18 protein-coding genes and 3 pseudogenes are annotated in these 23,920 nt (G+C 44.7%); 12 read left to right on the forward strand and 9 right to left on the reverse strand.

Features of this window, described 5'->3' with window-relative positions; all coding sequences use genetic code 11:
• Positions 1-172: 172 nt before the first annotated feature.
• Together pssA and Vt282_RS00810 are read right to left on the reverse strand one after the other, a co-directional pair.
• Complete coding sequence (pssA, locus tag Vt282_RS00805; protein WP_162062321.1) at positions 173-1,513, reverse strand: CDP-diacylglycerol--serine O-phosphatidyltransferase; 1,341 nt, start codon at positions 1,511-1,513, stop codon at positions 173-175.
• 106 nt (positions 1,514-1,619) lie between these two features.
• Positions 1,620-2,054: a GNAT family N-acetyltransferase gene (locus Vt282_RS00810; RefSeq protein WP_162062322.1), complete on the reverse strand. Its 435-nt coding sequence runs from the start codon at positions 2,052-2,054 to the stop codon at positions 1,620-1,622.
• A gap of 73 nt (positions 2,055-2,127) precedes the next feature.
• On the opposite strand from Vt282_RS00810, the pseudogene murB reads away from it, so the two are divergent.
• The 7 genes and pseudogenes from murB to Vt282_RS00845 all read left to right on the forward strand — a co-directional run bounded on the left by murB (position 2,128) and on the right by Vt282_RS00845 (position 9,288).
• Positions 2,128-3,164, forward strand: a pseudogene (gene murB, locus Vt282_RS00815) (UDP-N-acetylmuramate dehydrogenase).
• A pseudogene (gene birA, locus Vt282_RS00820) lies at positions 3,161-4,109 on the forward strand (bifunctional biotin--[acetyl-CoA-carboxylase] ligase/biotin operon repressor BirA). The pseudogenes murB and birA overlap by 4 nt, the downstream one beginning before the upstream one ends.
• Before the next feature lie 85 nt (positions 4,110-4,194).
• Positions 4,195-4,521: a DUF3135 domain-containing protein gene (locus tag Vt282_RS00825; protein ID WP_162062323.1), complete on the forward strand. Its 327-nt coding sequence runs from the start codon at positions 4,195-4,197 to the stop codon at positions 4,519-4,521.
• Between the two features lie 778 nt (positions 4,522-5,299).
• A pseudogene (locus Vt282_RS00830) lies at positions 5,300-5,419 on the forward strand (GNVR domain-containing protein); the annotation flags it as partial.
• A gap of 162 nt (positions 5,420-5,581) precedes the next feature.
• Positions 5,582-5,872, forward strand: coding sequence for a co-chaperone GroES (locus Vt282_RS00835; protein ID WP_005593631.1), 291 nt, complete (start codon positions 5,582-5,584; stop codon positions 5,870-5,872).
• Positions 5,873-5,925: 53 nt separating this feature from the next.
• Positions 5,926-7,569, forward strand: coding sequence for a chaperonin GroEL (gene groL, locus Vt282_RS00840; protein WP_162047373.1), 1,644 nt, complete (start codon positions 5,926-5,928; stop codon positions 7,567-7,569).
• 240 nt (positions 7,570-7,809) lie between these two features.
• Complete coding sequence (locus Vt282_RS00845) at positions 7,810-9,288, forward strand: sensor domain-containing diguanylate cyclase (RefSeq protein WP_232055083.1); 1,479 nt, start codon at positions 7,810-7,812, stop codon at positions 9,286-9,288.
• 43 nt (positions 9,289-9,331) lie between these two features.
• Here Vt282_RS00845 and glpX read toward each other — a convergent pair whose 3' ends face one another.
• Complete coding sequence (glpX, locus tag Vt282_RS00850) at positions 9,332-10,339, reverse strand: class II fructose-bisphosphatase (protein WP_162062324.1); 1,008 nt, start codon at positions 10,337-10,339, stop codon at positions 9,332-9,334.
• A 302-nt stretch (positions 10,340-10,641) separates the two neighbouring features.
• Between glpX and zapB the strand changes: the two genes are divergently transcribed.
• Positions 10,642-10,884, forward strand: coding sequence for a cell division protein ZapB (gene zapB, locus Vt282_RS00855; RefSeq protein WP_162047371.1), 243 nt, complete (start codon positions 10,642-10,644; stop codon positions 10,882-10,884).
• A 138-nt stretch (positions 10,885-11,022) separates the two neighbouring features.
• On the opposite strand, the gene metF is transcribed toward zapB, so the two are convergent.
• From metF to Vt282_RS00870, 3 genes are all read right to left on the reverse strand, one after another.
• A complete protein-coding gene (gene metF / locus Vt282_RS00860) occupies positions 11,023-11,913 on the reverse strand; it encodes a methylenetetrahydrofolate reductase (RefSeq protein ID WP_162062325.1) in 891 nt (296 codons plus the stop codon).
• 222 nt (positions 11,914-12,135) lie between these two features.
• Positions 12,136-14,547 carry a bifunctional aspartate kinase/homoserine dehydrogenase II gene (locus Vt282_RS00865; protein WP_162062326.1) on the reverse strand — a complete coding sequence of 804 codons (2,412 nt, stop codon included), beginning with the start codon at positions 14,545-14,547 and terminating at the stop codon, positions 12,136-12,138.
• Positions 14,548-15,714 carry an O-succinylhomoserine (thiol)-lyase gene (locus tag Vt282_RS00870; RefSeq protein ID WP_162062327.1) on the reverse strand — a complete coding sequence of 389 codons (1,167 nt, stop codon included), beginning with the start codon at positions 15,712-15,714 and terminating at the stop codon, positions 14,548-14,550.
• Positions 15,715-15,936: 222 nt separating this feature from the next.
• Here Vt282_RS00870 and metJ point away from each other — a divergent pair, with 222 nt between their 5' ends.
• On the forward strand, positions 15,937-16,254 hold the full coding sequence (gene metJ, locus Vt282_RS00875) for a met regulon transcriptional regulator MetJ (RefSeq protein ID WP_162047367.1): 318 nt from the start codon (positions 15,937-15,939) through the stop codon (positions 16,252-16,254).
• Positions 16,255-16,363: 109 nt separating this feature from the next.
• Here the strand turns inward: metJ and Vt282_RS00880 are convergent, their stop codons facing one another.
• The gene (locus Vt282_RS00880) at positions 16,364-17,638 is read right to left on the reverse strand and encodes a malic enzyme-like NAD(P)-binding protein (RefSeq protein ID WP_162062328.1); all 1,275 of its coding nucleotides are present in this window, start codon (positions 17,636-17,638) and stop codon (positions 16,364-16,366) included.
• Between the two features lie 225 nt (positions 17,639-17,863).
• On the reverse strand, positions 17,864-18,085 hold the full coding sequence (rpmE, locus tag Vt282_RS00885; protein ID WP_162047365.1) for a 50S ribosomal protein L31: 222 nt from the start codon (positions 18,083-18,085) through the stop codon (positions 17,864-17,866).
• A 280-nt stretch (positions 18,086-18,365) separates the two neighbouring features.
• Between rpmE and priA the strand changes: the two genes are divergently transcribed.
• The 3 genes from priA to Vt282_RS00900 all read left to right on the forward strand — a co-directional run bounded on the left by priA (position 18,366) and on the right by Vt282_RS00900 (position 22,605).
• Positions 18,366-20,567 (forward strand): primosomal protein N', encoded by a 2,202-nt coding sequence (priA, locus tag Vt282_RS00890; protein WP_162062329.1) that lies wholly within the window; start codon positions 18,366-18,368, stop codon positions 20,565-20,567.
• Positions 20,568-20,844: 277 nt separating this feature from the next.
• Entirely contained in the window at positions 20,845-21,852 is a 1,008-nt protein-coding gene (cytR, locus tag Vt282_RS00895) for a DNA-binding transcriptional regulator CytR (RefSeq protein WP_162047363.1), read from the forward strand.
• 216 nt (positions 21,853-22,068) lie between these two features.
• Positions 22,069-22,605, forward strand: coding sequence for an SPOR domain-containing protein (locus tag Vt282_RS00900; protein ID WP_162047362.1), 537 nt, complete (start codon positions 22,069-22,071; stop codon positions 22,603-22,605).
• 66 nt (positions 22,606-22,671) lie between these two features.
• Here the strand turns inward: Vt282_RS00900 and galE are convergent, their stop codons facing one another.
• Positions 22,672-23,688 (reverse strand): UDP-glucose 4-epimerase GalE, encoded by a 1,017-nt coding sequence (gene galE / locus Vt282_RS00905; RefSeq protein WP_162062330.1) that lies wholly within the window; start codon positions 23,686-23,688, stop codon positions 22,672-22,674.
• Positions 23,689-23,920 lie beyond the last annotated feature (232 nt).

Here is a 23,920-nt window from a genome sequence, read left to right on the forward strand (position 1 = left end):
ATAAGCCGTGCTAATAATCCAAAGGCTATTAATGACTGTTAGTGGTAAATTCTCTCCAACCGGTTATGGAGTGAATTAATATAATGCTGCCGATAATACCTATGCCATGACAAATTACAGGCTGCTGTATAAGTCGTTTCACGTTAACTTCCAAAAGCTTAATAGTTATAGATTAAAGTATTTGTTTCAGCACTCGATCTACTTTAACTCGAGTGATCTTACGCATCAGTTTTTGTACTACATCAGGATAGTCTTCTAACTTCTCTAATTGCTTGTAGGTGCAAATTAATTGAGTGTGCTGAAGAATATTATCCACTTCTTGTTCAAACTTTTCTGTTAGATGATGGAAATCATCTTGTACCAAAATGGCATTTTCTAGGTCTAGTTTCCATGCGCGTGGGTTGAGGTTATTGCCTGTAAGTAGCATGTAGCGCTTATCGACCCAAATACCTTTTAAGTGGAAGCTATTCACTTCGTGCTTCCAAAGATGGATAGACAACTGACGACTGGCAATGTGCGCTTCATTTGCTTTGGCAAATTGGCGTAGATTACGCTCATAAAGGTAAGGCAAACCACCAATGGTTTTAAATTCTTGCTCTGGTGGGATGTAGAAATCGTTCGCAGTCTTATCACCCACAACGATCGTCACTCGAACGCCACGTTTGATTGCTCGGCGAATCTGTTTGGCGATGCCACGCGGGAAGTTGAAGTATGGCGTACAGATAAAGATTTCATCTTGTGCCAATGCCAATAAGTGATTGATGCTTTGATTGAGTTTGTTACGTTTTTTGCCTACACCAACGAGAGGCGTTACCGCGACTTGCTCGGGAGAGGTTGATTGGCTATCAAATTTATAAGCGGCTTTAGCGAGAGAGGCACGCAGTTGGCGGATGCTCGCTTTAATCTCTTTGGTTTCTGGTTTAGCCGGGCAGGCAAGGTTGTTGACTGCTGGATGCGCAATCATCTCGTTTTGCACGAACAGCACCATGCTGTTTGCCAAGTCTGGATTGGTAATGACATGGTAGCGGTCAAAACGGTACCTATCTTGGTAGTTTAGATAGATGTTATTTAAACTTGCGCCGCTATAGATGACCGTATCATCAATGATGAAGCCTTTAAGATGCAATACACCGAAGACTTCTTTACCACGAACCGGCACGCCATAAACCGGTACTTTATGCTCATACTGCTCTGAAAAAGCTCTGTACATGCATGCGTTGGTTTTAGTCGCTTCGGCGCCGATCAAACCACGTTGTGCACGATGCCAATCGACGCACACATTAATATCTAATCCTGGGTTTCTTTGTTTGGCTTGATAAAGTTCAGTTAAGATTTCTCGACCAGCTTCATCATCTTCCAGATACAAGGCAACCAGATAGATACGTTTCGTCGCTCTGCGAATTTCTTGAATTAAACGTGAACGAAAATCCAAAGCAGAATACAAAACTTCAAAATCAGCGGGATCTTGCGCAAGAGTAGGTAGATGTTGCAAAGAATACCTGTTAGCGATCATATGGAATGATTAACCTCAAAAATGGCAACAAAAACGACTGCCAAAACAAAGCAGAAGACGGATATTAGCAAATCTCGGCCACTTATTACCAGAAATCGCGCCCAGATTAGAGTGAATCTGCTTGATAGTGCATTGGAATGAGACATTTCCCACTTGCAGTGTAACGTGTAAATAGCTGATTTAGGCTATTAGGTAATTGATCCGCTAGCAGGCTCACAAATCCGTGTTGTTGATAGAAATGTTCTAAATGTGGGTAGGCGAAGCAATAAGTATTGCTACTACAGATAGACTGTTGGCAATACCGCAGTAAATGATGCCCTAGGCCCTGTCCACGTTGTTCTGGTATGACCAACATGCCAGTGAGTAATTGATATTGCTCTATCGGGCGAAAACGAACTACGCACACGAGTTGGTTATTGCTATAGCCGACAATCGTTTGTTCGTTTTTTTTGGCTTTGCCTGATGGGTAATGCGCTTTATACAAACGCGAGACTAGTGGCAATTTTATTGGCTCGAGCGTTTCGATTCGAAGATCGTCCATTCTCTATCCACTCATATCTATGTAGAATGGCGGCAGTGTAAATGACTTAACTTGCTCGATGCAAACAAATACCATGCAAATACAAACCAATGCTAGCTTGCGTTCCCACCATACTTTTTCTATTGAGCAGTCTTGTGACGTGTTGGTCGAAGCCTCGTCGATTGAAGATATTCAACAGGTTTATTCCAATCCAGATTGGCAAGCCATGCCGAAGCTAATGCTCGGCAAAGGCAGCAATATGCTGTTTATCGAACCATTCCAAGGCGTGGTGATATTGAATAAGTTGAGTGGCACAACTGTAACTGAGTCTGAGCATTGCTGGTATTTACATGTCGCAGGTGGTGAAGATTGGCCAAGTTTTGTTAAATGGTCGGTTGAGCAAGGTTACTTTGGGTTTGAGAACTTAGCGCTAATTCCTGGATGTGTCGGTTCCGCGCCGATTCAAAATATCGGTGCCTATGGCAAAGAGCTGAAGGATGTGTGTGAATACGTTGATGTACTGGAACTTAACTCGTTTGAAGTAAAGCGTTTGAGCGCTGAAGAATGCCAATTTGGTTATCGTGACTCGATTTTCAAACATGCCTTGTATGAAAAAGTGGTGATTGTTGCGGTCGGTTTCAAACTTGAAAAAAAATGGCAACCGCAAATTGAATACGGCCCGTTAAAAGCATTCGATGCCAATACGGTTTCAGCCAAACAGGTATTTGAGCAAGTTTGTCAGGTTCGGATGGAAAAACTACCAGACCCTAGAGTTACAGGTAATGCGGGAAGCTTCTTTAAAAACCCAGTCATTTCTGAACTGCAATATCAACAACTATTGGCACAATACCCCAATTTAGTGGCTTATGCGGTAGAAGGCGGCATGAAACTCGCTGCAGGCTGGTTAATTGATAACTGCCAAAAGGCTCCACGCTGGCGGCCGCGGCACCAAATCAAGCATTAGTTCTTGTTAATCAGGGTCATGCTACTGCGCAAGATGTGGTGGATTTGGCTGATTATGTTCGTCAAACCGTGTGGCAAAAGTATGGCATTGAACTCGAACATGAGGTGCGTTTTATGGGGAAAACGCAGGAGACTAACCTGCTTGAGCTCAGAGGGGCGTTGAAATGAAAGAGCACGCGGTGAAGCTCGCAATACTGGACACTCTTGCTGATGGTTATTTCCACTCCGGCGAGGAGTTAGGCGAACAACTCAATATTTCTCGAGCTGCAGTCAGCAAACACGTTAAAGGTATTCAAGCGTGGGGCGTGGATATCTTTAGCGTGTCAGGTAAAGGCTATAAATTGGCAGGCTCGATGCAACTGCTTAATCAGCAGCGTTTGCAAAGTGAAGTCTCAGTGCCAGTCGAGCTTATTCCGGTGATCGGCTCAACCAACCAGCATTTAATGGATCGAATCGGCTTATTGCAATCAGGCTCGGTTTGTATTGCCGATCACGTGCTGTGGGCGTCGAGGAAGAGAGTGGATTTCGCCATTTGGTTGTAACTTGTATCTTTCGATGTACTGGCGCTTAGAGGCGGGTATGGCTGGCGCTATGGGGCTTAGTTTAGTTGTTGGCGTCGCGATAGTTGAAGCATTGGAGAAGCTTGGGATTGAAGGTATCAAACTCAAATGGCCAAACGATCTATATTACCAAGACAAAAAGCTAGCGGGCATTCTAGTCGAAATGTCTGGTCAAGCAGGAGCGGCGGCCCATCTTGTGATAGGTATGGGTATGAATCTCAAGATGGCCACTAATACACAAGGTATTACTCAACCCTGGTCTTGCTTAGCCGATGCGGTAGAGCATGATATTGACCGAAACCAATTGGCGATTTCGCTGATTAATACGTTAAAAACAGCGCTGTCAGAATATGAGATAACTGGTATGCAAGGTTTTGTTGAACGTTGGAATCGCCTTGACAACTATCTTGGTCGAGAAATTCGATTGATTATGGGCGAGCGAGAAGTCATTGGTATTTCAAGTGGCATTAACGAGCAAGGCGCCGTGTTGATCAATACAGACAATGGGTTAGAAACCTATATTGGTGGTGAAATTTCTTTGAGAGGTGTTTGATCTCAATTTTGAGACTAGGAATTATCACAAACACGATGCTTATGAACTAGGCTCATTATAATGAGTGAGTTGATGTGAGTAAGCTATGTATTCTCCAGCAAAAAATTTGAGCCAACAATTACCATCGTTTGATGAACTGGTGAAACTTGTTCAAGAAGATGAGCAAGCTTTTGAGCAATTAAAACGAGAAAAATGCCAAGAGCTTATAGCTTCTTCTTCTATAGATATGCAAGCTCGTCTACAAGCACAACAAAGCCATATTGACCGGCTTGTTGGGCATTGTAAGAATCCACATCACGTCAATGTTGTATTAAGTCGAGAGTTGCACAAACAGTTCGTTGGTTTCAAACCACGCTGCATGGCCATCAACCAGACGGTGATGCAGACAAGATGGAAACTGAAGAGCAAATAAATGTTATTTCCATTGCAGAACGATTACCTGACTGGAGATAACTGATCCTGCTCTCGCTATTGAATTGGTCGGCGTGTTATTCTTTTCAAAGATTTTATCCAGAGAAAGGAATCATTGTGAGTAACACTTTAACTTCCTCAAAACACGTCATTGCCCAATCCAACGTCGTTTAACTCTTATAATGCAAATGATGAAATAGGATTTGCGAGAGCTTTTCTTTACGCTTTGCAGTCTAAAGTACTAATAGTATGCGTGACGCTACTGTTTGGTGTGTGCGTATTATTCGCATATATTCAGCCTAATGTATCGGGCGACGGCAACACTTGCAGGTAGATGCCGACCCATATAACTTTGTACAGAGTCGCGGTTACAATCCGCGGCAAATTGTCCAAGAAGCAAATATTGCCTTTCCGTATTAAGCAATAGCACTAAGCAAGATATTATCTCGGTTCCGATCTTGAACCAGGTAGTTTGAATGGATTATCTGTCTCCAAAGATCGAGAAGGTAATATAACGGTTGCTAAACAAGCAAATAGTCCAGATGGTGCGTACCAGTCAGTTGCTCTATTCGCCAACCATATTAATGATGCTTATAAACATAATGAACTTAAAAAGTTCAAGCGACACTAAAAGCAACGGAACAACTTTGTTTCTTCTCATCAAGGAAAAGTTCAAGAAGCATTGGCTGAAATTATGCTCAGCTTCTGTTCAAGCAAGCAATTTTGTAAGTCCTGATTCAGTGTTGTTAGATTGAATAGCCAGCCGGAAACCGACCTCACACATCAAACCTAAACGTGCACTAATCGTCGTTCTTGGCACAATGCTTGGTGGCATGCTCGGTGTGGCAATTGTATTGATTCGTTTCGCCTTCCGTCGTGAAGAGGAAACTGAAAAGTAACTTAAAGGCTCTTCGGAGCCTTTTTTGTTGCCTTCCTCACAAAAAATTCCATGCAATCCCCTTGGTATTGTCTTCATTGCCCATATATCGTAATCACAAGGCTTTATTCTGATGATTAAAGCAATTATCAAATCACATCGAAATTTTCAGGAGAGACGACCGATGAACATTCGTCCATTACATGACCGAGTTATCGTAGAGCGCCAAGAAGTTGAATCTAAGTCTGCCGGCGGCATTGTGCTTACTGGTTCTGCTGCGGAAAAATCGACTCGCGGTGTTGTTCTAGCTGTAGGCAAAGGCCGCATCCTAGAAAATGGCACTGTTCTACCTTTGGACGTTAAAGTTGGTGATACGGTTATTTTCGCAGAAGGCTACGGCACGAAAACTGAGAAAATCGACGGTAAAGAAGTTCTTATCATGTCTGAAAATGACATCATGGCAATCGTTGAGTAATTTGGCTCTGATTCAAGAACGATAAACAATACAGAATTGAGAAGGAATAAAAGATGGCTGCTAAAGACGTTAAATTTGGTAATGACGCTCGCGTAAAAATGCTAGAAGGTGTGAACATCCTAGCAGACGCTGTAAAAGTAACTTTAGGCCCTAAAGGTCGTAACGTAGTTCTAGATAAATCTTTCGGTGCACCAGTTATCACTAAAGATGGTGTATCAGTTGCGCGTGAAATTGAACTTGAAGACAAGTTTCAAAACATGGGCGCACAAATGGTGAAGCAAGTGGCTTCACAAGCAAATGATGTTGCGGGTGATGGTACAACAACAGCGACTGTACTAGCACAAGCAATTGTAAACGAAGGTCTTAAAGCGGTTGCTGCGGGCATGAACCCGATGGATCTAAAACGTGGTATTGATAAAGCAGTAGCGGCAGCCGTTGAAGAGCTAAAAGCACTGTCAAAAGATTGCTCTACTAGCACTGAAATTGAGCAAGTAGGTACTATCTCTGCAAACTCTGACTCAACGGTAGGCAAGATCATCGCTGAAGCGATGGATAAAGTAGGCCGTGATGGTGTTATCACTGTTGAAGAAGGTCAAGCGCTACAAGATGAGCTAGATGTTGTAGAAGGTATGCAGTTTGATCGCGGTTACCTATCTCCTTACTTCATCAACAACCAAGAATCAGGTTCAGTTGAGCTAGAAAGTCCATTCATTCTGCTAGTAGACAAGAAAGTAAACAATATTCGCGAGCTACTACCAACGCTTGAAGCGGTAGCAAAAGCATCACGTCCACTACTTATCATCGCTGAAGATGTAGAAGGTGAAGCGCTAGCAACGCTAGTTGTGAACAACATGCGTGGCATCGTGAAAGTGGCTGCGGTTAAAGCGCCTGGTTTTGGTGACCGTCGTAAAGCAATGCTGCAAGACATCGCAGTACTGACTGGTGGCACAGTGATCTCTGAAGAGGTTGGTCTAGAGCTTGAGAAAGTAACACTTGAAGACCTAGGTCAAGCGAAGCGCGTAGCGATCACTAAAGAAAATACCACTATCATTGATGGTGTTGGTGAAGAAGCGATGATCCAAGGCCGCGTAGCGCAAATTCGTCAACAAATCGAAGATGCGACTTCAGACTACGACAAAGAGAAGCTACAAGAGCGTGTTGCGAAACTTGCTGGCGGTGTTGCGGTAATTAAAGTTGGCGCAGCGACTGAAGTTGAGATGAAAGAGAAGAAAGACCGCGTAGAAGATGCACTACATGCAACTCGCGCTGCGGTTGAAGAAGGTATCGTTGCAGGTGGTGGTGTTGCACTAATTCGTGCGGCTTCTAAGATTGTTGACCTAGAAGGTGACAACGAAGAGCAAAACGTGGGTATCCGTGTTGCACTGCGTGCAATGGAAGCGCCTATCCGTCAAATCACTAAGAATGCTGGTGACGAAGAGTCAGTGGTTGCTAACAATGTGAAAGCGGGCGAAGGTAGTTACGGTTACAACGCAGCAACGGGTGAATACGGCGACATGCTAGAGATGGGTATCCTAGATCCAACAAAAGTAACGCGTAGCGCACTCCAGTTCGCAGCATCTGTAGCGGGTCTAATGATCACAACAGAAGCGATGGTAACAGATCTGCCACAAAAAGATTCTGGCATGCCAGATATGGGTGGCATGGGCGGTATGGGTGGCATGGGCGGTATGATGTAATCATCCACTCTCATCCAGTGATAGTTTAATTTATAAAATCGTTGTATGTGGTGAAGAGTAAATTTACACTTCGCCGCCGATGAATAAATTGACTCATCCCGTGTTGATTTAGAAAAGCCGAAGCTATGCTTCGGCTTTTTTAGTGCCTGAAGAGAAGTAAAGCAGGTATACAGCAAAGAGTCGTAACTGCGAGTTCAATGCCTTTTTGTTATAGGCACAGAAAAGTTGAGTGAGATATCAGTGATTGCCCAGATTGGAAAAATATACAAACAGTGGTTTGTGGGTATTACGTCGATTTTTCTCGTCGCCGTCACGTTATTAATGCTTGAATCAGCGAATGATTCAAAGCAAAAATTCGAGCAGCAGAAGTATCGAGTTGAAAAACTGCTAGAGCAGACGAGCCAAGTACTCAATGCACTCGAATACAGCATCACATCACTTTACCCATTGCAAAGTGAACGCTATGTATTGCCTCATACGATTAAACTTAAGGGGAATACATGTCAGTTCTTGGGAATGCCAGATAAGGGTAGGGATTATGACTTTATGTTTTCTGGCCCGAAAGCGATGTGTAATCCTCAATCTGAATTATACCGAGAAGCTTATAAACGCTTATTTGTTTCACCTTCAATGGCATATTTCGTCAAAAGTATCGACAAGATATCTTCGATCTATTTTGTCTCCAAAGACAAGTTTGTAATCTCTGCCCCTAAAGCTTTTGCCGAGTCATTGCATGGTGATGTGTTTGATAGCATCATTGTCACGAGACCATATTGGAAGAAAACTGTCGCGCAAACCTCAAGCGATGCGCATGAGCATGTGATTTATACAGGGGATTATGCAGACTATATGACAGGGAAGCGTGTGGTAACCATTACTCGTGGTATCTATGTTGAAGGTGAGTTCAAAGGCGTGCTGGCGGTTGATAATGTTCTGCATGATCTCATTAATGACAAGCTTATTAGCTACAGTTTAACCGAGCATCAAGGTAGAAATAGCTTTGATCTGTTTAGTTTTACCTATTCTCAACCTTTAATCGTCGCAGGAGAAAATGCGGGTATTTATTTGACGGTTGATGAGCCAATAGGATTGCATTTACAGCACATATTAGATGCCAATCGTGAACAGATAATCGCTCTGATCTCATTTTATCTTCTTGCACTACTTACGCTTTGGTTTCGCGCTACCCAGACGCTCAATACACATCTAAAAGCATTGGCAATGCGCGATCCTATGACTGGCTTACTCAATCGCCGCGGTTTAGAATCCTATCTGCATAGCCTTGAGCAAAGTAGTTATATGGCTATTGCAGTGTTTGATATCGATGATTTTAAAGCGATAAATGACACATACGGTCACCAAGTTGGTGATGAGATAATTTGCCAAGTGGCTAGCTCTCTTGAGAATAGCCTTCGTCAAACCGATTTGATTTCTCGTTTTGGGGGCGAAGAGTTTGTTGTGGCGATTTCAGCGGATTGTCCGCAGCTATTGCGACTGATATTAGATAGAGTTCAGCGCGAGGTGAGTACTCCAAAGTTCGTTCATTCTTTGGGGCGAACCATGTCAGTCACCGTATCGGGGGGCGCATTTGTCTATCGCACGGACTCTCTTTCAGAGAGGCGTGATAGTTGCTCCGATTCTCGCTTGCAACGAGCAGATCAATTGCTTTATCAAGCTAAAGCGCAGGGTAAAAATTGCATCGTTATTGAATCAAACTAAAAAAGGATGGCATTGCCATCCTTTTCAATTCTTAGCGGTACAATTACAGAATAATGTCACGCACTTCAGGATCTTTACGCTCTAAGTAGTGTGTTGATTTGATGCGACGAATCGTACGACAGCGGCCACGAATGAGTAGTGTTTCTGTGGTTGCGATATTACCTTGACGTGTAATGCCTTCCAGCAAGTCGCCTTTAGTGATCCCTGTTGCTGAGAAGATGACGTTATCACTGCGCGCCATGTCTTCCATCTTAAGCACAATACCCGCTTCCACGCCCATTTCTTTGCAGCGCGCAAGCTCTGCCGCACCGTAAATGCGGTTTTCTTCGTTATTGCCCTTCACTTCATGACGAGGAAGAAGCCGACCGTGCATATCACCATCTAGCGCGCGAATTACCGCAGCTGATACCACACCTTCCGGAGCGCCACCGATGCAGTACATTACGTCAACTTCGCTATCTGGCATACAAGTAAGAATAGAAGCCGCTACATCACCATCTGGTACGGCAAAGACACGTACGCCCATCGCTTGCATCTCCGCAATCACTTGGTCATGGCGAGGTTTCGCCAGAGTGATTACCACTAGCGTATCAAGCGTCTTATTTAGTGCTGTTGCGATGTTCTCTAGGTTTTCTTTAAGCGGCTTGTTAAGGTCGATACAACCTTTTGCTCCAGGACCGACGACCAATTTTTCCATGTACATATCAGGTGCTTTAAGGAAACTGCCTTTTTCACCCGCAGCCAACACGGCTAGAGCGTTGGACTGACCCATGGCCGTCATTCGCGTGCCTTCAATTGGGTCTACAGCGATATCAACTTCGTCTCCGCCAAGACCAACAACTTCACCAATGTAGAGCATTGGCGCATCATCAATTTCACCCTCACCAATAACAATCTCGCCGCTGATATCAGTTTTATTGAGTAGGGTACGCATAACTTCAACAGCTGCACCGTCAGCTGCGTTTTTATCGCCACGGCCTAACCATTTATATCCGGCCAGTGCTGCACCTTCAGTGACTCGAGAAAATGCCATTGCCAAATCGCGTTTCATGATGACTCCAAATTGGTTTTTAGGATGGAAGTAATTTTGGCGCGATTCTACCATATCGAAAGGGAAACGTTTGCTTTTTTGCCGTTCGGAGATTGAATTGGATCAAGAAACCTCAGTAAACTGAGTCAGTAACCGCTTGCTGGATGATTAACGTTAGGTGAATGTCAGTAACTGTGCGTTTTTTGTGCGAATAGCGCACAATATCAAATATAGGGCGTGTGTCTCTTGGCTGGGCTAAGTAGAATGAAGGTAACACGTGAAGCGAACTTCACTTTAAGCGAACAGAATAAAGGTAGGCTAAGATGTCTTTTGAAGTACTAGAAAAACTAGAAGCAAAAATTCAAACTGCAGTAGATACAATTTCACTTCTTCAAATGGAAGTGGAAGAGCTAAAAGAAGAAAAAGAGAAGCTTGTTGTTGAAGCTAATGAGCTTCGTGCTAGCCGTGAAGATCTAGAGCAAAAATCTCAACAGATGCAACAAGAGCACGCGGCATGGCAAGAGCGCATCCGCAGCCTACTAGGCAAAATGGATGAAGTAGAATAATCTACTTAGAGTTAAAAAGAGGCTGACCGAAAGGTTGGCCTTTTTGCTATCTGGCCGTTAAAAATAGGTTCAGAGAGCTTTGGGACATGGGTAGTAAAAAGGTCAGCTTGATGCTGACCTTTGACAAATTGCTGAGTGTTATGCCTTAGGGCGAACACCTAATGTATGGCACAAAGCGTAAGTCATTTCAGCGCGGTTGAGCGTATAAAAGTGGAAGTCTTTGACACCCTCGCGGCTCAGTATGCGTACCATATCGATAGCTTGACTAGCACCGACGAGCTGACGTGTGGTTGGATCGTCATCCAGACCTTCAAACTGTTTCGCCATCCAGCCTGGTACTTTGACATGGTTTTGTGCAGCAAAACGCGATGCTTGTTTGAAGTTAGACACCGGCAGAATGCCCGGTACGATTTCCACATCAATACCTGCTGCAACACAGCGATCGCGAAAACGTAGGTAGCTTTCCACATCAAAGAAGAATTGCGTGATTGCGCGGCTGGCACCTGCATCAACCTTGCGTTTCAGGTTGAGCAAATCTGCCTGTGCGCTTTTGGCTTCTGGGTGCACTTCTGGAAAGGCTGCGACAGAGATATCGAAATCATGACGAGATTTTAACAGCTCAACAAGGTCAGAAGCGTACATATCAGGCGCACCACCTCCAGGGGGAATATCGCCACGCAAAGCCACGATACTTTCAATGCCGTTTGACCAATAGTCATCGGCGATGTTGATCAGCTCTTCGCGAGTCGCATCGATACAGGTGAGGTGAGGTGCGGCAACCAAACCGGTTGCGGACTTTATGTCTTTGATAATGGAGTGAGTACGGTCACGCTCGCCAGAGTTAGCGCCATAAGTGACCGAAACGAATTTTGGCTTAAGATGTTTTAAGCGATGCACCGAATTCCACAGTGTATCTTCCATTTTTTCACTGCTTGGTGGAAAGAATTCAAATGAGACATTGATATTGTCTGAAAGCTCAGCAATATTTTGATTCAAAGCGTCAATATGACTGGCGTGTGTGTATCCCATCTTGCTCTCCCTGTGGTAATCCTCTACCACTCGCTTACTAATTTCCTGACGTTTGGACGTCTATATGGCTACAGAATGTAATGAATAAGTTTTAAAGTCAATCATGTGATTATGAATTTTATTCAAGTTGACGTTGAGTAATCTTCACGTAGAACGATTTAATTCAGTTTAGTTTGATGAACAGAAGGCGTGAGCGTTATCGCTGCACGCCTAACGCTTTCACTAAATCAAACTTGAGAGCAGATTCAGGTCCGACTGAATCGCTCCAGCCGTGACCTCTCTGCCTGCACCAGGGCCTCGAATGACTAATGGATTATCTTTGTACCATTTACTCTCAATCGCAAAGATGTTGTCGCATGGCAGCAGGTTCGCAAGGGCGTGCTCACGAGTGAGCGCCTCTACACCTACTGTCGCCTTGCCATTTTTCTCCAATCGCGCAACGTAGCGCAGTACTTTATCTTCGCGCTGTGCTTTGCGTAAGCGCTCGGCGAGTAACTCACTTAGAATATGGCCATTATCAAGAAAGTCATCCAAAGGCAGTTGAGCGAGCTCTTCTGGCACTAGGCTTTCTACTTTGACAGCCTCTGGCTCAATCGTTAAGCCAGATTCACGCGCAAGAATCACCAGTTTTCGCATCACATCTGAGCCATCCAAGTCATGACGAGGATCGGGCTCGGTTAATCCTTGTTGCCAAGCTAAATCGACTAGCTCGGCAAATGGCACACTGCCGTCATATTGTTGAAACAGCCAAGAAAGTGTGCCGGAAAAGATGCCAGAGATAGCAATGACTTCATCGCCGCTCTCACGTAAATCTTTGACCGTGTGATTGATCGGTAAACCTGCACCAACAGTAGCATTGTAAAGCCAATGGCGGTTGATTTTGGCAAAGGCATCCTGCACTTGGTAGTAGAAGGCGCTTGAGGCAGATCCTGCGACTTTATTGGCAGAAATAAGGTGTACGCCTTGGGTTGCAATTTCTTGATATTGAAGTGCTAATTCTTGGCTGGCGGTAACATCAATCACGACAGCTTCATCGTAGCCTTGAATTGAGCCAAGACGTGGTATCCATTCGCCATTTTCATAGCTGATAGCTTCATTATCAAATTGTTGATTCGCATTTGCGGCATTAATGCCATTTGCGTCAAACCAGTAGGTTTGGCTATCGATGATTGCGACTAACTCGAAATTCATGCCACGGCGTTTTTCTAGTTCACTCTTTTGCTCAGCAAATAACGATAACCATGCGCTGCCAATATTGCCTTTTCCGCATAGCGCGATGGCAACACGCTTTTGTGCTTGAAATAGCTGTTTGTGAATGCCTTGCACTAATGGTGTCGTGGCAGAGGTGCGCAAAATGGCAACCAAGCTTAAGCCCGATGTGGACTCGGCGATAAATTCAACCGGAGCATGTTTAAGCTGCTGATAGAAACCGTAAGAGTGAATAGGGTTGCTTGTTACCCCTGCGCCAACAGCAGCTACCATAGAGTAGCCCTCTTTAAGTTTGATTTCGGCTTCAAAGCCTTTGTCTTGCAAATAAGCCAAAGCGCCACCGGCGATTTCTCGGGTGTAGCTTAAGCGCAAGCAATGTTGATCTTCTTGAACCTCGTACGCCAGTGGTTCTAACTGAGCCCTGCTAAGACTCGATAGTGCTTCTTGTCGCAAGCGTGAAAAATCATGACCAGAAGAAACGTACAGTTCTATCAACAGTACTTCATCCAGTGAAGATATAATTTTTGCGCCGCGCCCAGAGGCGAGTACGCGTTCGATACGTGTTGAACCTGCTTCAGGTTCGTAGCTGCAACGCAGATGGCAATCCATCGCACTTTGCGCGACAGGTTGTAGGGTACGGCTATGCAACACGGGAGCAGCTAAGCGTGCCAATTCGCTCGCTTCATCAAGGCGCAGCAATGGCAGAAGGCAAGCATCTTCAACAATACGAGGATCGGCACTATAGACGCCGGCAACGTCGCTCCAAATAGTCACTTTACTCACTTGGGCTAATGCGCCAATCACCGTCGCGGAGTAATCTGAACCATTTCGACCGAGCAGTACGGTATGGCCCTGTTGGTTTTGTGCCATAAAGCCTGTGATCACCACTCGATGTTGAGAATGTTGTGAAAGAATGGCATTTAGCAGTGGATAAGAGGTGCCGCGATCGACTTCAGGTTGAGTTCCAGCTTCTGCACGTAAAAAGTTGCGAGAATCGAGGGCGATAGATGTGAGTTTATTTTGGTTCAGCAGTGTTGATAGTAAACGTGCAGACCAGCTTTCACCATGTCCAAGTACGGCAGCTTGTTCCGCATCAGTCAGCGGAGCTGAAAGTTCTCCGAGTAACTTAAACTCATCGTTGAGTTGGGCGATCAGCGCCGTTTGTTCGTCGCCGCTTAGCAGTTGTTCAATCAGATTTACTTGAAATTTTTTGACGTCTTGTAGCGCTTCGTGAGCGATGCGACCGTCTTTATATAAGCCTTCAATAAATTCAATCAAATGGTTGGTGGTTTTGCCTGCAGCAGAAACAACGATCAAATCCTCCGCTTGAGAGTATTGTTTCAGTATTTGCACCACACGGCGATAGCATTCAGGATCCGCCAAACTGCTACCACCAAATTTATGCAGTTGTCTTTCGATACTCATTTAGTTTTGCTCCAGTGCCAATGCGAATGCTTGTTCCAAATCAGCGATAAGATCGTCTGCATCTTCAAGACCAACTGATAAACGTAATAATTGCTGTGAAACGCCAGCTTCTGCCAGTGCGGCTTCGCCCATCGCGCGGTGTGTCATCGATGCGGGATGACAGATTAAGCTTTCAACACCACCAAGTGATTCTGCGAGGGAGAACAATTGTAGCCCACTCACAAAGGTTTTGAGTTGTTCAAAACTACCTGCAAATTCAAAGCTGAGCATAGAGCCAAAGCCACTTTGTTGTTTGAGTGCAATTTGATGACCTGGATGAGTGGGTAAACTTGGGTGATAAATATTACCGACCAATGCATGTTTTTTGAGAAACTCAAGAATATGCGTTGCGCTCTCTTCGTGGACACGCATACGAGCAGACAATGTGCGTAGACCTCGCAGTGTCATGTAGCTATCAAATGGCGTGCCCGTTGCGCCAATACAATTACCCCACCAAGCGAGTTCTTCCGCCAATTCATGGGTTTTGGTAATGACGACACCGCCAATCACATCGGAGTGGCCGTTAATGAATTTGGTCGTCGAGTGAATGACAATATCCGCGCCGAGTTCAAGAGGCTTTTGGTACACTGGAGTTAGAAAGGTATTGTCGACCGCGACTAAGGCATCAACCGCATGTGCCTGCTGACAAATTTGTTCGATATCCACGACACGCACCAGTGGATTTGATGGTGTTTCAACTAGGACTAATTTAGGCTTTTGAGCTAATGCGTGACTGAGTGCTTGCGGATCAGACTGATCGACAAATAAGACCTTAAAGTCACCTTTTTGAGCGCGAGTGTTAAAAAGACGGTAGCTGCCACCATAGCAGTCATGTGGTGCGATGATGAGGTCATTGGGGCCTAATAAGCTGGTGGCTAACAGATTAAGAGCAGAGGTTCCGCAGTTGGTGATTACCGCGCCTTGGCCTGATTCTAATTGGTAGAGTGTTTTTTCCAGCAAGCCTCGATTAGGGTTGCCTGAACGCGTGTAATCGTATTTTGGCACATCACCAAAAGCAGAGAAACCATAATTGGTTGAAAGATAAATAGGAGGAACGACGGCGTTGTGTTGAGTATCGGACTCTATGCCGGTACGAACCGCGATAGTAGCAGGCTTGCGGGTGCTCATAAGTGTTTCCTTTCGAACAAATTGTGATTTGTCAGTAAGAATGCGTTTTCTCAACGAGCGAGCGTAGATACAATGCATTCACAATCCATTTACGCTACTTTACTTGTCTAAATGTGAGCCGTCAATACATCTGGACGTCTATATGTCTTTGCTTGCAGCCTTAAAAGCCGCTAAAATTAGCACCTAACCAAATTACCGATCAAACTATAACGAAGGTGCGCAATGGCAGACTGGAATGGCGATTACATTAGCCCATATGCTGAACATGGAAAGAAGAGCGAACAAGTAAAAAAGATTACCGTTTCAATTCCATTGAAAGTATTAAAGGTATTGACGGATGAGCGCACGCGCCGCCAAATCAATAACCTACGCCATGCGACTAATAGTGAATTGCTATGTGAAGCGTTTTTGCATGCCTACACCGGACAGCCTTTGCCGACCGATGAAGATTTGCGTAAAGACCGCCCTGATGACATTCCATCAGAAGCGAAAGAATTGATGACGGCGATGGGCATCGAGTTTGAAGCATTTGATGACTAAACGTTGTCGGCTGGTATAAGCACCAACCAGTGATGCACACAAAAACCGCAGTTAAAACTGCGGTTTTTGTGTTTATGATTAACGTTCAAAGAGTCGATAGCAACGACAGCTAAGCCATATAATTTTCAGGCATTTCAATTCGAGCGACACCGGAGTCTACCGCAGCTTGCGCGACGGCTTTGGCGACATTCGCGAGCAGTCTAGGATCCATCGGTTTTGGAATAATGTAATCACGACCAAATTCCAATGAATCCACACCTGCAGCCGCAAGTACTTCTGCTGGTACTGGCAATTTCGCTAGTTGACGAATTGCTTCTACCGCGGCTAATTTCATTTCATCATTTATTTCACTGGCACGCACATCCAGTGCACCGCGGAAAATAAACGGGAAACAAAGTACGTTATTGACTTGGTTTGGATAGTCACTGCGGCCCGTACCCATAATTAAATCATCACGTACTTGATGAGCCAGCTCGGGCTTAATTTCTGGATCTGGGTTTGAACAGGCAAATACGATCGGCTTATCGGCCATTAATTTCAGCGCATCTTGTGGAAGTAGGTTCGGCCCGGACACACCAAGGAAGATATCGGCACCCTCAATCACATCTTCTAGAGTGCGTTTATCGGTATTGTTAGCAAATAACTTTTTGTATTCATTGAGATCGTCACGACGAGTGTGAATTACGCCCTTGCGATCCAACATGTAAATTTTTTCACGCATCGCACCGCATTTGATTAGTAATTCCATACACGCAACGGCGGCTGCACCAGCACCAAGGCAGACAATAGTTGCGTCTTCTAGTTTTTTGCCTTGTAGCTCCATCGCATTAAGCATACCGGCGGCGGTGACTATCGCGGTGCCGTGTTGGTCATCGTGAAAAACCGGCACATCACAACGCTCGATTAGCTGCTTTTCAATTTCAAAGCAATCTGGCGCTTTGATGTCTTCTAAGTTGATGCCACCAAAGGTGTCTGCAATATTGGCAACCGTGTCGACAAACTCTTCAATGGTGCGGTGTTTCACTTCAATATCAATCGAATCTAATCCAGCAAAGCGTTTAAATAGCAGGGCTTTACCTTCCATCACGGGTTTAGACGCCAATGGTCCTAAGTTACCAAGACCTAGAATGGCGGTACCATTTGATATCACGGCGACCATATTGCCTTTGGCGGTGTACCTATAAACATTCTCTGGGTTTTGAGCAATTTCTCGAACGGGCTCAGCCACACCAGGACTATAAGCTAAAGCAAGATCTTTGGCGCTTTCTGCTGGCTTGGTAAGGGCGATTTCAATTTTGCCTGCGATAGGGGATGCGTGGTATTCAAGGGCTTGTTGACGGAAGAGTTCTTCTGCGCTGAGTTCGACTGATTGAGCGTCTGACATAGGATTAATTTCTCGTTATTGTGTAACTGTTAAAAACGTTGTTTTTAAGTTTGATTTGCTATCAAATCTAATCAGTTATTATAGGCTTAACGATAATTAAGAAGGTCTACCAGCTCGCATTTTGGCAAAACAATGGGTTATTGAAAGATAAAGACTGGCGCTGGAAATTGAGGCAATAAAAAAGGACGCTGTGCGTCCTTTTTTAGAATCGGTATAAAGTAGTAATTACTTCTTGCCGCTTGATAGAGCACCGAAACGCTTGTTGAAGCGATCAACACGGCCGCCTGTATCAACGATACGTTGCTTACCAGTGTAGAATGGGTGGCACTTGTCACATACGTCTAGGTGGATAGCTTCTTTACCTAGAGTAGAGTTAAAAACGAAAGAGTTGCCGCAAGAACAAGTTGCGTTTACTGCTTTGTATTCTGGGTGGATACCAGCTTTCATGGGATAACCTCAAGTAGGCCGTGTCGCTATACGATTCGAAGCCGCACACCACACGTAGTTAATAAAAAATTTCGCATACCGCTTGATGAACACATCTTCAAGCCATAATGCTAAGGCGCAGTATAGTAATGAATAGTCCAAATAGGATCAACAGATTTACTGAAAAAATTGCTACTTTTTTCACCATTGCTAGCAATGCTTCAGCTGTGATGGAATAGAATCATCTGAGATTTTGCTTTAGACTGGTTGCTGTCTTTGATTACCGCTGATTCACCACGTTATGCGTCCTACCATTGCTCGTGTTGCTTTACCTGTTCCACTCGATAAGCAATTTGATTACCTCATTCCCAGTCACCTGTTTCCGGTGATTGGTGGGCGTGTATCCGTTCCATTCGGGCCAAAGACCTTGATTGGTATTGTCACTCAGCTAGCCACTCAATCTGACTTTAAACACTCCCAGCTTAAAGAAATTAAACAGGTCTTAGATAGTGAGCCAGTTTGGTCTGAGTCGCTATTTCAATTGCTTAAGTGGTGCAGTCAGTTCTATCAGTATCCATTGGGTGACACATTAGCCAACGCGTTGCCTAGTGCCTTGAGAAAAGGAAAGCCTGCCGATTTTTCGACTTTACTTGAGTGGCAATTAACCGAAGCGGGCAAAAACCAATTTATGGTCGGCTTTGGTCGAGCGGTTCAGCAAGAACGGGCAATGCGTGCCTTAGAGTATGGCGCGGTTAGTCATCAACAACTGTTAGAGCAAGAGATTTCCGGCTCGGTGTTGAAAGCACTGCAAGAAAAGGGCTGGGTACAGTCGATAGAGAAAAAGCCTGAGATCAAAACTTGGAGTTCTGAGGTGGAAGTGGAGGCGGATAAGCCAAAGCTGAATCAAGAGCAGGCAGTCGCGATTGCGACCGTTAATAGCGCGCAGGGATTTGGTTGTTATTTATTAGAAGGGGTAACTGGTTCAGGGAAAACCGAGGTTTACCTCAATCTGATCAAACCGGTGCTTGAAAGAGGACAGCAAGCGTTAGTTTTAGTGCCGGAAATTGGTCTAACGCCCCAAACCATTAACCGTTTCCGTCAACGCTTTAATGTACCGGTCGAAGTGGTGCACTCAGGTCTCAATGAAACAGAACGCCTCAATGCTTGGCTCAGTGCGCGCGATAAAGCCGCAGGTATCGTGATAGGTACTCGTTCAGCACTGCTTACACCATTTGCTGATCTCGGAATTATCATTGTCGATGAAGAACATGATAGCTCTTATAAGCAGCAAGACAGTTTGCGCTATCACGCCCGTGATGTTGCGGTTATGCGAGCCAACAAAGAGCAGATTCCGATTGTTCTCGGCTCGGCGACTCCTGCACTGGAAACATTGCACAATGCGCTTAGCGGTAAATATCATCATCTAGAACTTTCCCAACGGGCTGGTAATGCTAAGCCAACTCGAAATCGAGTTTTGGATGTTAAAGGCTTGTATTTAGAGAGTGGGTTGTCTGCCCCGCTAATTGCAGAAATGCGTAAGCATCTGGGGGCGGGTAATCAGGTGATGCTGTTTCTCAATCGCCGCGGGTTCTCTCCGGCATTAATGTGTCATGAATGTGGCTGGATTGCAGAGTGTAAACGTTGTGATGCTTACTATACCTACCACCAAAACAGCAATGAGATTCGGTGTCATCACTGTGGGTCTCAGCAGCCGGTTATTCATCAATGCCAAGGTTGTGGATCAACGAACTTAGTGACGGTTGGGGTAGGGACGGAGCAGTTAGAGAAGCAGCTTCAGCAGCTCTTTCCTGAATACCGCGCGATTCGTATTGACCGCGACAGCACACGACGTAAAGGAAGCCTTGAAAGCGCTTTAAATGCGATTCAAAAAGGGGAGTATCAAATTTTAATTGGTACTCAAATGTTGGCGAAAGGCCATCATTTTCCCGATGTCACTTTAGTCGCACTGCTTGATGTAGACGGTTCACTGTATAGCAGTGACTTTAGAGCCTCAGAGCGATTGGCTCAGCTCTTTATCCAAGTTGCAGGGCGTGCAGGACGAGCGAGTAAACCCGGTGAAGTGGTTCTGCAAACGCACCATCCTGAGCATTCATTGCTGCAAGCACTGTTAAATCATAGTTATCGACATTTTGCTCAGACCGCCTTACAGGAAAGGCAATGGGCGATGCTACCCCCATATACGTTCCTCACTTTATTTCGTGCCGAAGCGAATAATGGCGAGGTTGTGGAAGAGTTTATGCGCCAAGTTCGTTATACATTGGAAGCACATCCATTGTTTGATGAAACCTGCCAGGTTCTTGGCCCTACACCGGCGCCTTTGGCGAAAAAGGCGGGCAAATATCGCTGGCAGCTGTTATTGCAAACGCAAACGCGCCCATTAATGCAGCGGTTACTAACAAGTGCCAAACCTGCTATTGAGTTGTTGCCACATAGTAAAAAAGTGCGTTGGTCGTTAGATATTGAGCCGCAAGATTTAAGCTAGTAGCCATTTACGATGTTACGTAAGCGGAACTAGTAATTGATTTTGTGAGGCATGTCTCTATGAGGGCTCGGGTTTTGTTAATTATCCCGTAACTTTATGATGTGAAATAAATACACTAGTAGTTCTAGTATTACGCATCTCGGTGTATACCTGTCGCAACGTTATTCGCAAGTACCGCACCGTGCAAAAAATAGAATGAGCTTAAGCTCATCGACCGTTTATTGGGCAGGGTGGCAAACGCTACTGATAAGGGAAAACATAGAAGAGGGTTACATTTATGGCGACAATGAAGGATGTTGCCCAGCTAGCAGGGGTTTCAACAGCGACAGTATCAAGGGCGTTGATGAATCCTGAGAAGGTTTCTTCGGCGACGCGCAAGCGTGTTGAAGATGCAGTTTTAGAAGCTGGTTACTCACCAAACTCACTTGCGCGCAACTTGCGTCGTAATGAGTCGAAAACCATTATCGCAATCGTTCCAGATATCTGTGATCCGTACTACACCGAGATCATTCGTGGTATCGAAGATGCTGCAATGGAACACGGATACATTGTATTACTTGGTGACAGCGCACAACAAAAGAAGCGCGAGAACTCTTTTGTTAATTTAGTTTTTACTAAGCAAGCCGATGGTATGTTGCTGTTGGGTACCGATTTACCTTTCGATGTGAGTAAGCCTGAGCAAAAAAATTTACCGCCGATGGTCATGGCGTGTGAATTTGCTCCGGAGCTTGAATTGCCAACGGTGCATATTGATAACTTAACTTCTGCATTTGAAGTGGTTAACTATTTAACTCAGCTTGGCCACAAGCGTATTGCGCAAATATCGGGCCCACAAGCAGCCGCATTATGTCAGTTCCGTCAACAAGGTTACATGCAAGCTCTGCGTCGTGCAGGCATCACCATGAATCCGGCATACAGTATTTTCGGTAATTTCTCTTTTGAAGATGGCGCCAAAGCTGTACGTCAATTGTTGACCTTACCAGAGCCGCCAACGGCTATTTTCTGTCACAACGATGCGATGGCAATTGGTGCGATTCAAGAAGCAAAACGTTTAGGTTTACGGGTGCCACAAGATCTCTCTGTGGTGGGATTTGATGATATTCAGTTTGCACAGTATTGCGATCCTCCGTTAACCACCATTTCTCAGCCAAGATATGAAATTGGCCGTCAGGCTATGTTAATGATGTTGGAGATATTGCGTGGCCATGATGTAAGCTCGGGCTCGAGATTATTAGAAACCAGCTTAGTCGTGCGTAAGAGTGCAGCTCCTCCACGAGCAATTTAATGCAGAACACGGCGCTTTTTAGCGCCGTTTATTTTAGGTTAAATCTTCGTTTATAGAGACTGTTGCCTCGAGTGTTTTTTAAACAATTAGTCAGGGTTAAATTGGAATTGTGTCAAAATTTGCACGTGGTTCCGTAAGGAGTCGAGTGAGACGCTATTATCCGATCTTGTTCTGCATTAATATGATGTGAAAATTCATTGAGTTGATAGTACAACAGTGGCGAATAGAGATTACGTAAAACGCGGTGCGAGTAAGAAACCGGTAAAAAGAAAGCCGACGCCTAAGCGTAAACCGTGGCGCAGTGGTTTGTTAGCATTAATAGTACTGGGCGGGTTTGGTACTGGTTTGTATATGTTAAGCCAAGATCCTGAGCCAGCAGCTGTTGTGACTGACACTAGTAAAAAAGTGTCACCGAAAACAGAAAAAGTGATTCCACCACCACCGGAAGAGAAATGGGATTACGTGGATAGCTTGCCAAATCGTGAAGTAAAAGTGAAAGCGAAAGAGCAGGTGATCTCCGAGATTCCTTACATTATGCAATGTGGTGCTTACAAAACCTCGGAACAAGCCCAAGCGCGTAAGCTTGAGATTGCGTTTCAAGGCATTAACAGCCAGATCCGTAAGAAAGAGAATAGCTCTTGGTATAAGGTGGTACTTGGTCCTTACAAACTAAAACGTGATGCTGAACGTGATAAGCATAAGTTGCAAAGGGCAAAAATCGAACCTTGTGCGATTTGGAAAGAAACGCAATAGCTTGCAAAGCTAACATGAAAAAAGGCATACAATAAGGTATGCCTTTTTTATTGCGATAACGCAGAATTATTGGTCGCTGTAGCCTTGCGGATTGTTTGATTGCCAGCGCCATGAATCATTAACCATCGCATCAAGAGTATGGGATGCACGCCAACCAAGCTCAGTTTGTGCTTTACTTGGGTCTGCCCAACACTCAGCAATATCACCCGGTCTACGATCGATAAACTTGAATGGGATTGGACGGTGGGCCGCCTTTTCAAATGCTGCGATCATTTCAAGTACGCTATGACCGTTGCCAGTGCCTAAGTTATAAATATGCAATCCGGGTTTTGGTCCTACTTTTTGTAGTGCAGCAATGTGACCATCCGCTAAGTCCATTACATGGATGTAATCTCGCACACCAGTACCGTCTTTGGTTGGATAATCATTACCAAAAACAGAGACAAACTCTCTGCGTCCAACAGCAACTTGAGCAACAAAAGGCATTAAGTTATTTGGAATGCCTTGTGGATCTTCACCTAGCGCACCTGATGGATGTGAGCCAACAGGGTTAAAGTAACGCAGCAAAGTGATGCTCCAATCTGAGTTAGCTTTTTGAAAGTCGGTTAAGCACTCTTCCACCATCAATTTGCTACGTCCGTAGGGGTTAGTCGCGCTGGTTGGGAATTCTTCGGTGATCGGCACGCTAGCCGGATCGCCATAGACTGTCGCTGAAGAGCTAAAGATTAGACGTTTAACTCCGGCTTCTCGCATTGCATCAACCAATACTAATGTGCCGTTGACGTTGTTGTCATAGTATTCAAGAGGTTTTTCTACTGATTCACCTACCGCTTTTAGGCCAGCAAAGTGAATAACGGCTTCGATATTGTGCTCAGACAACGCTGCAACTAGTGCTGCTTTATCGCGAACATCCGCTTGAATGAATGTAGGTGTAGAACCAGATACTTGCTTTATGCGTTTTAGTACCGCTTTTTTGCTATTGCAGAGGTTGTCTACAATGATTGGGTTAAAGCCAGCAGCTAAAAGCTGAATACAAGTGTGACTACCAATATAGCCAGAACCGCCAGTTACGAGAACGTTCATGGTGTGCCTTATTGTTGTTCTGTGTATTTAATCAATTTTATACTTAAGTCGCTGAATTATTCTAGGTTGACCAAGTGAATTAATGAGTATACGTCGCAAGTGATCAAAATCTATAACTAGCTTAAGGTTATCATCAGTTGTGCTTTGTAATCGCAACAAATGACGTTTGGCGTTTAGTGTAAGCTTCAACTTTAGCCCTTGAATTCTTCCCCTGTTATCCGCATATATTCAC

Source organism: Vibrio taketomensis (assembly GCF_009938165.1).
Taxonomy (GTDB): Bacteria; Pseudomonadota; Gammaproteobacteria; order Enterobacterales; family Vibrionaceae; genus Vibrio; species Vibrio taketomensis.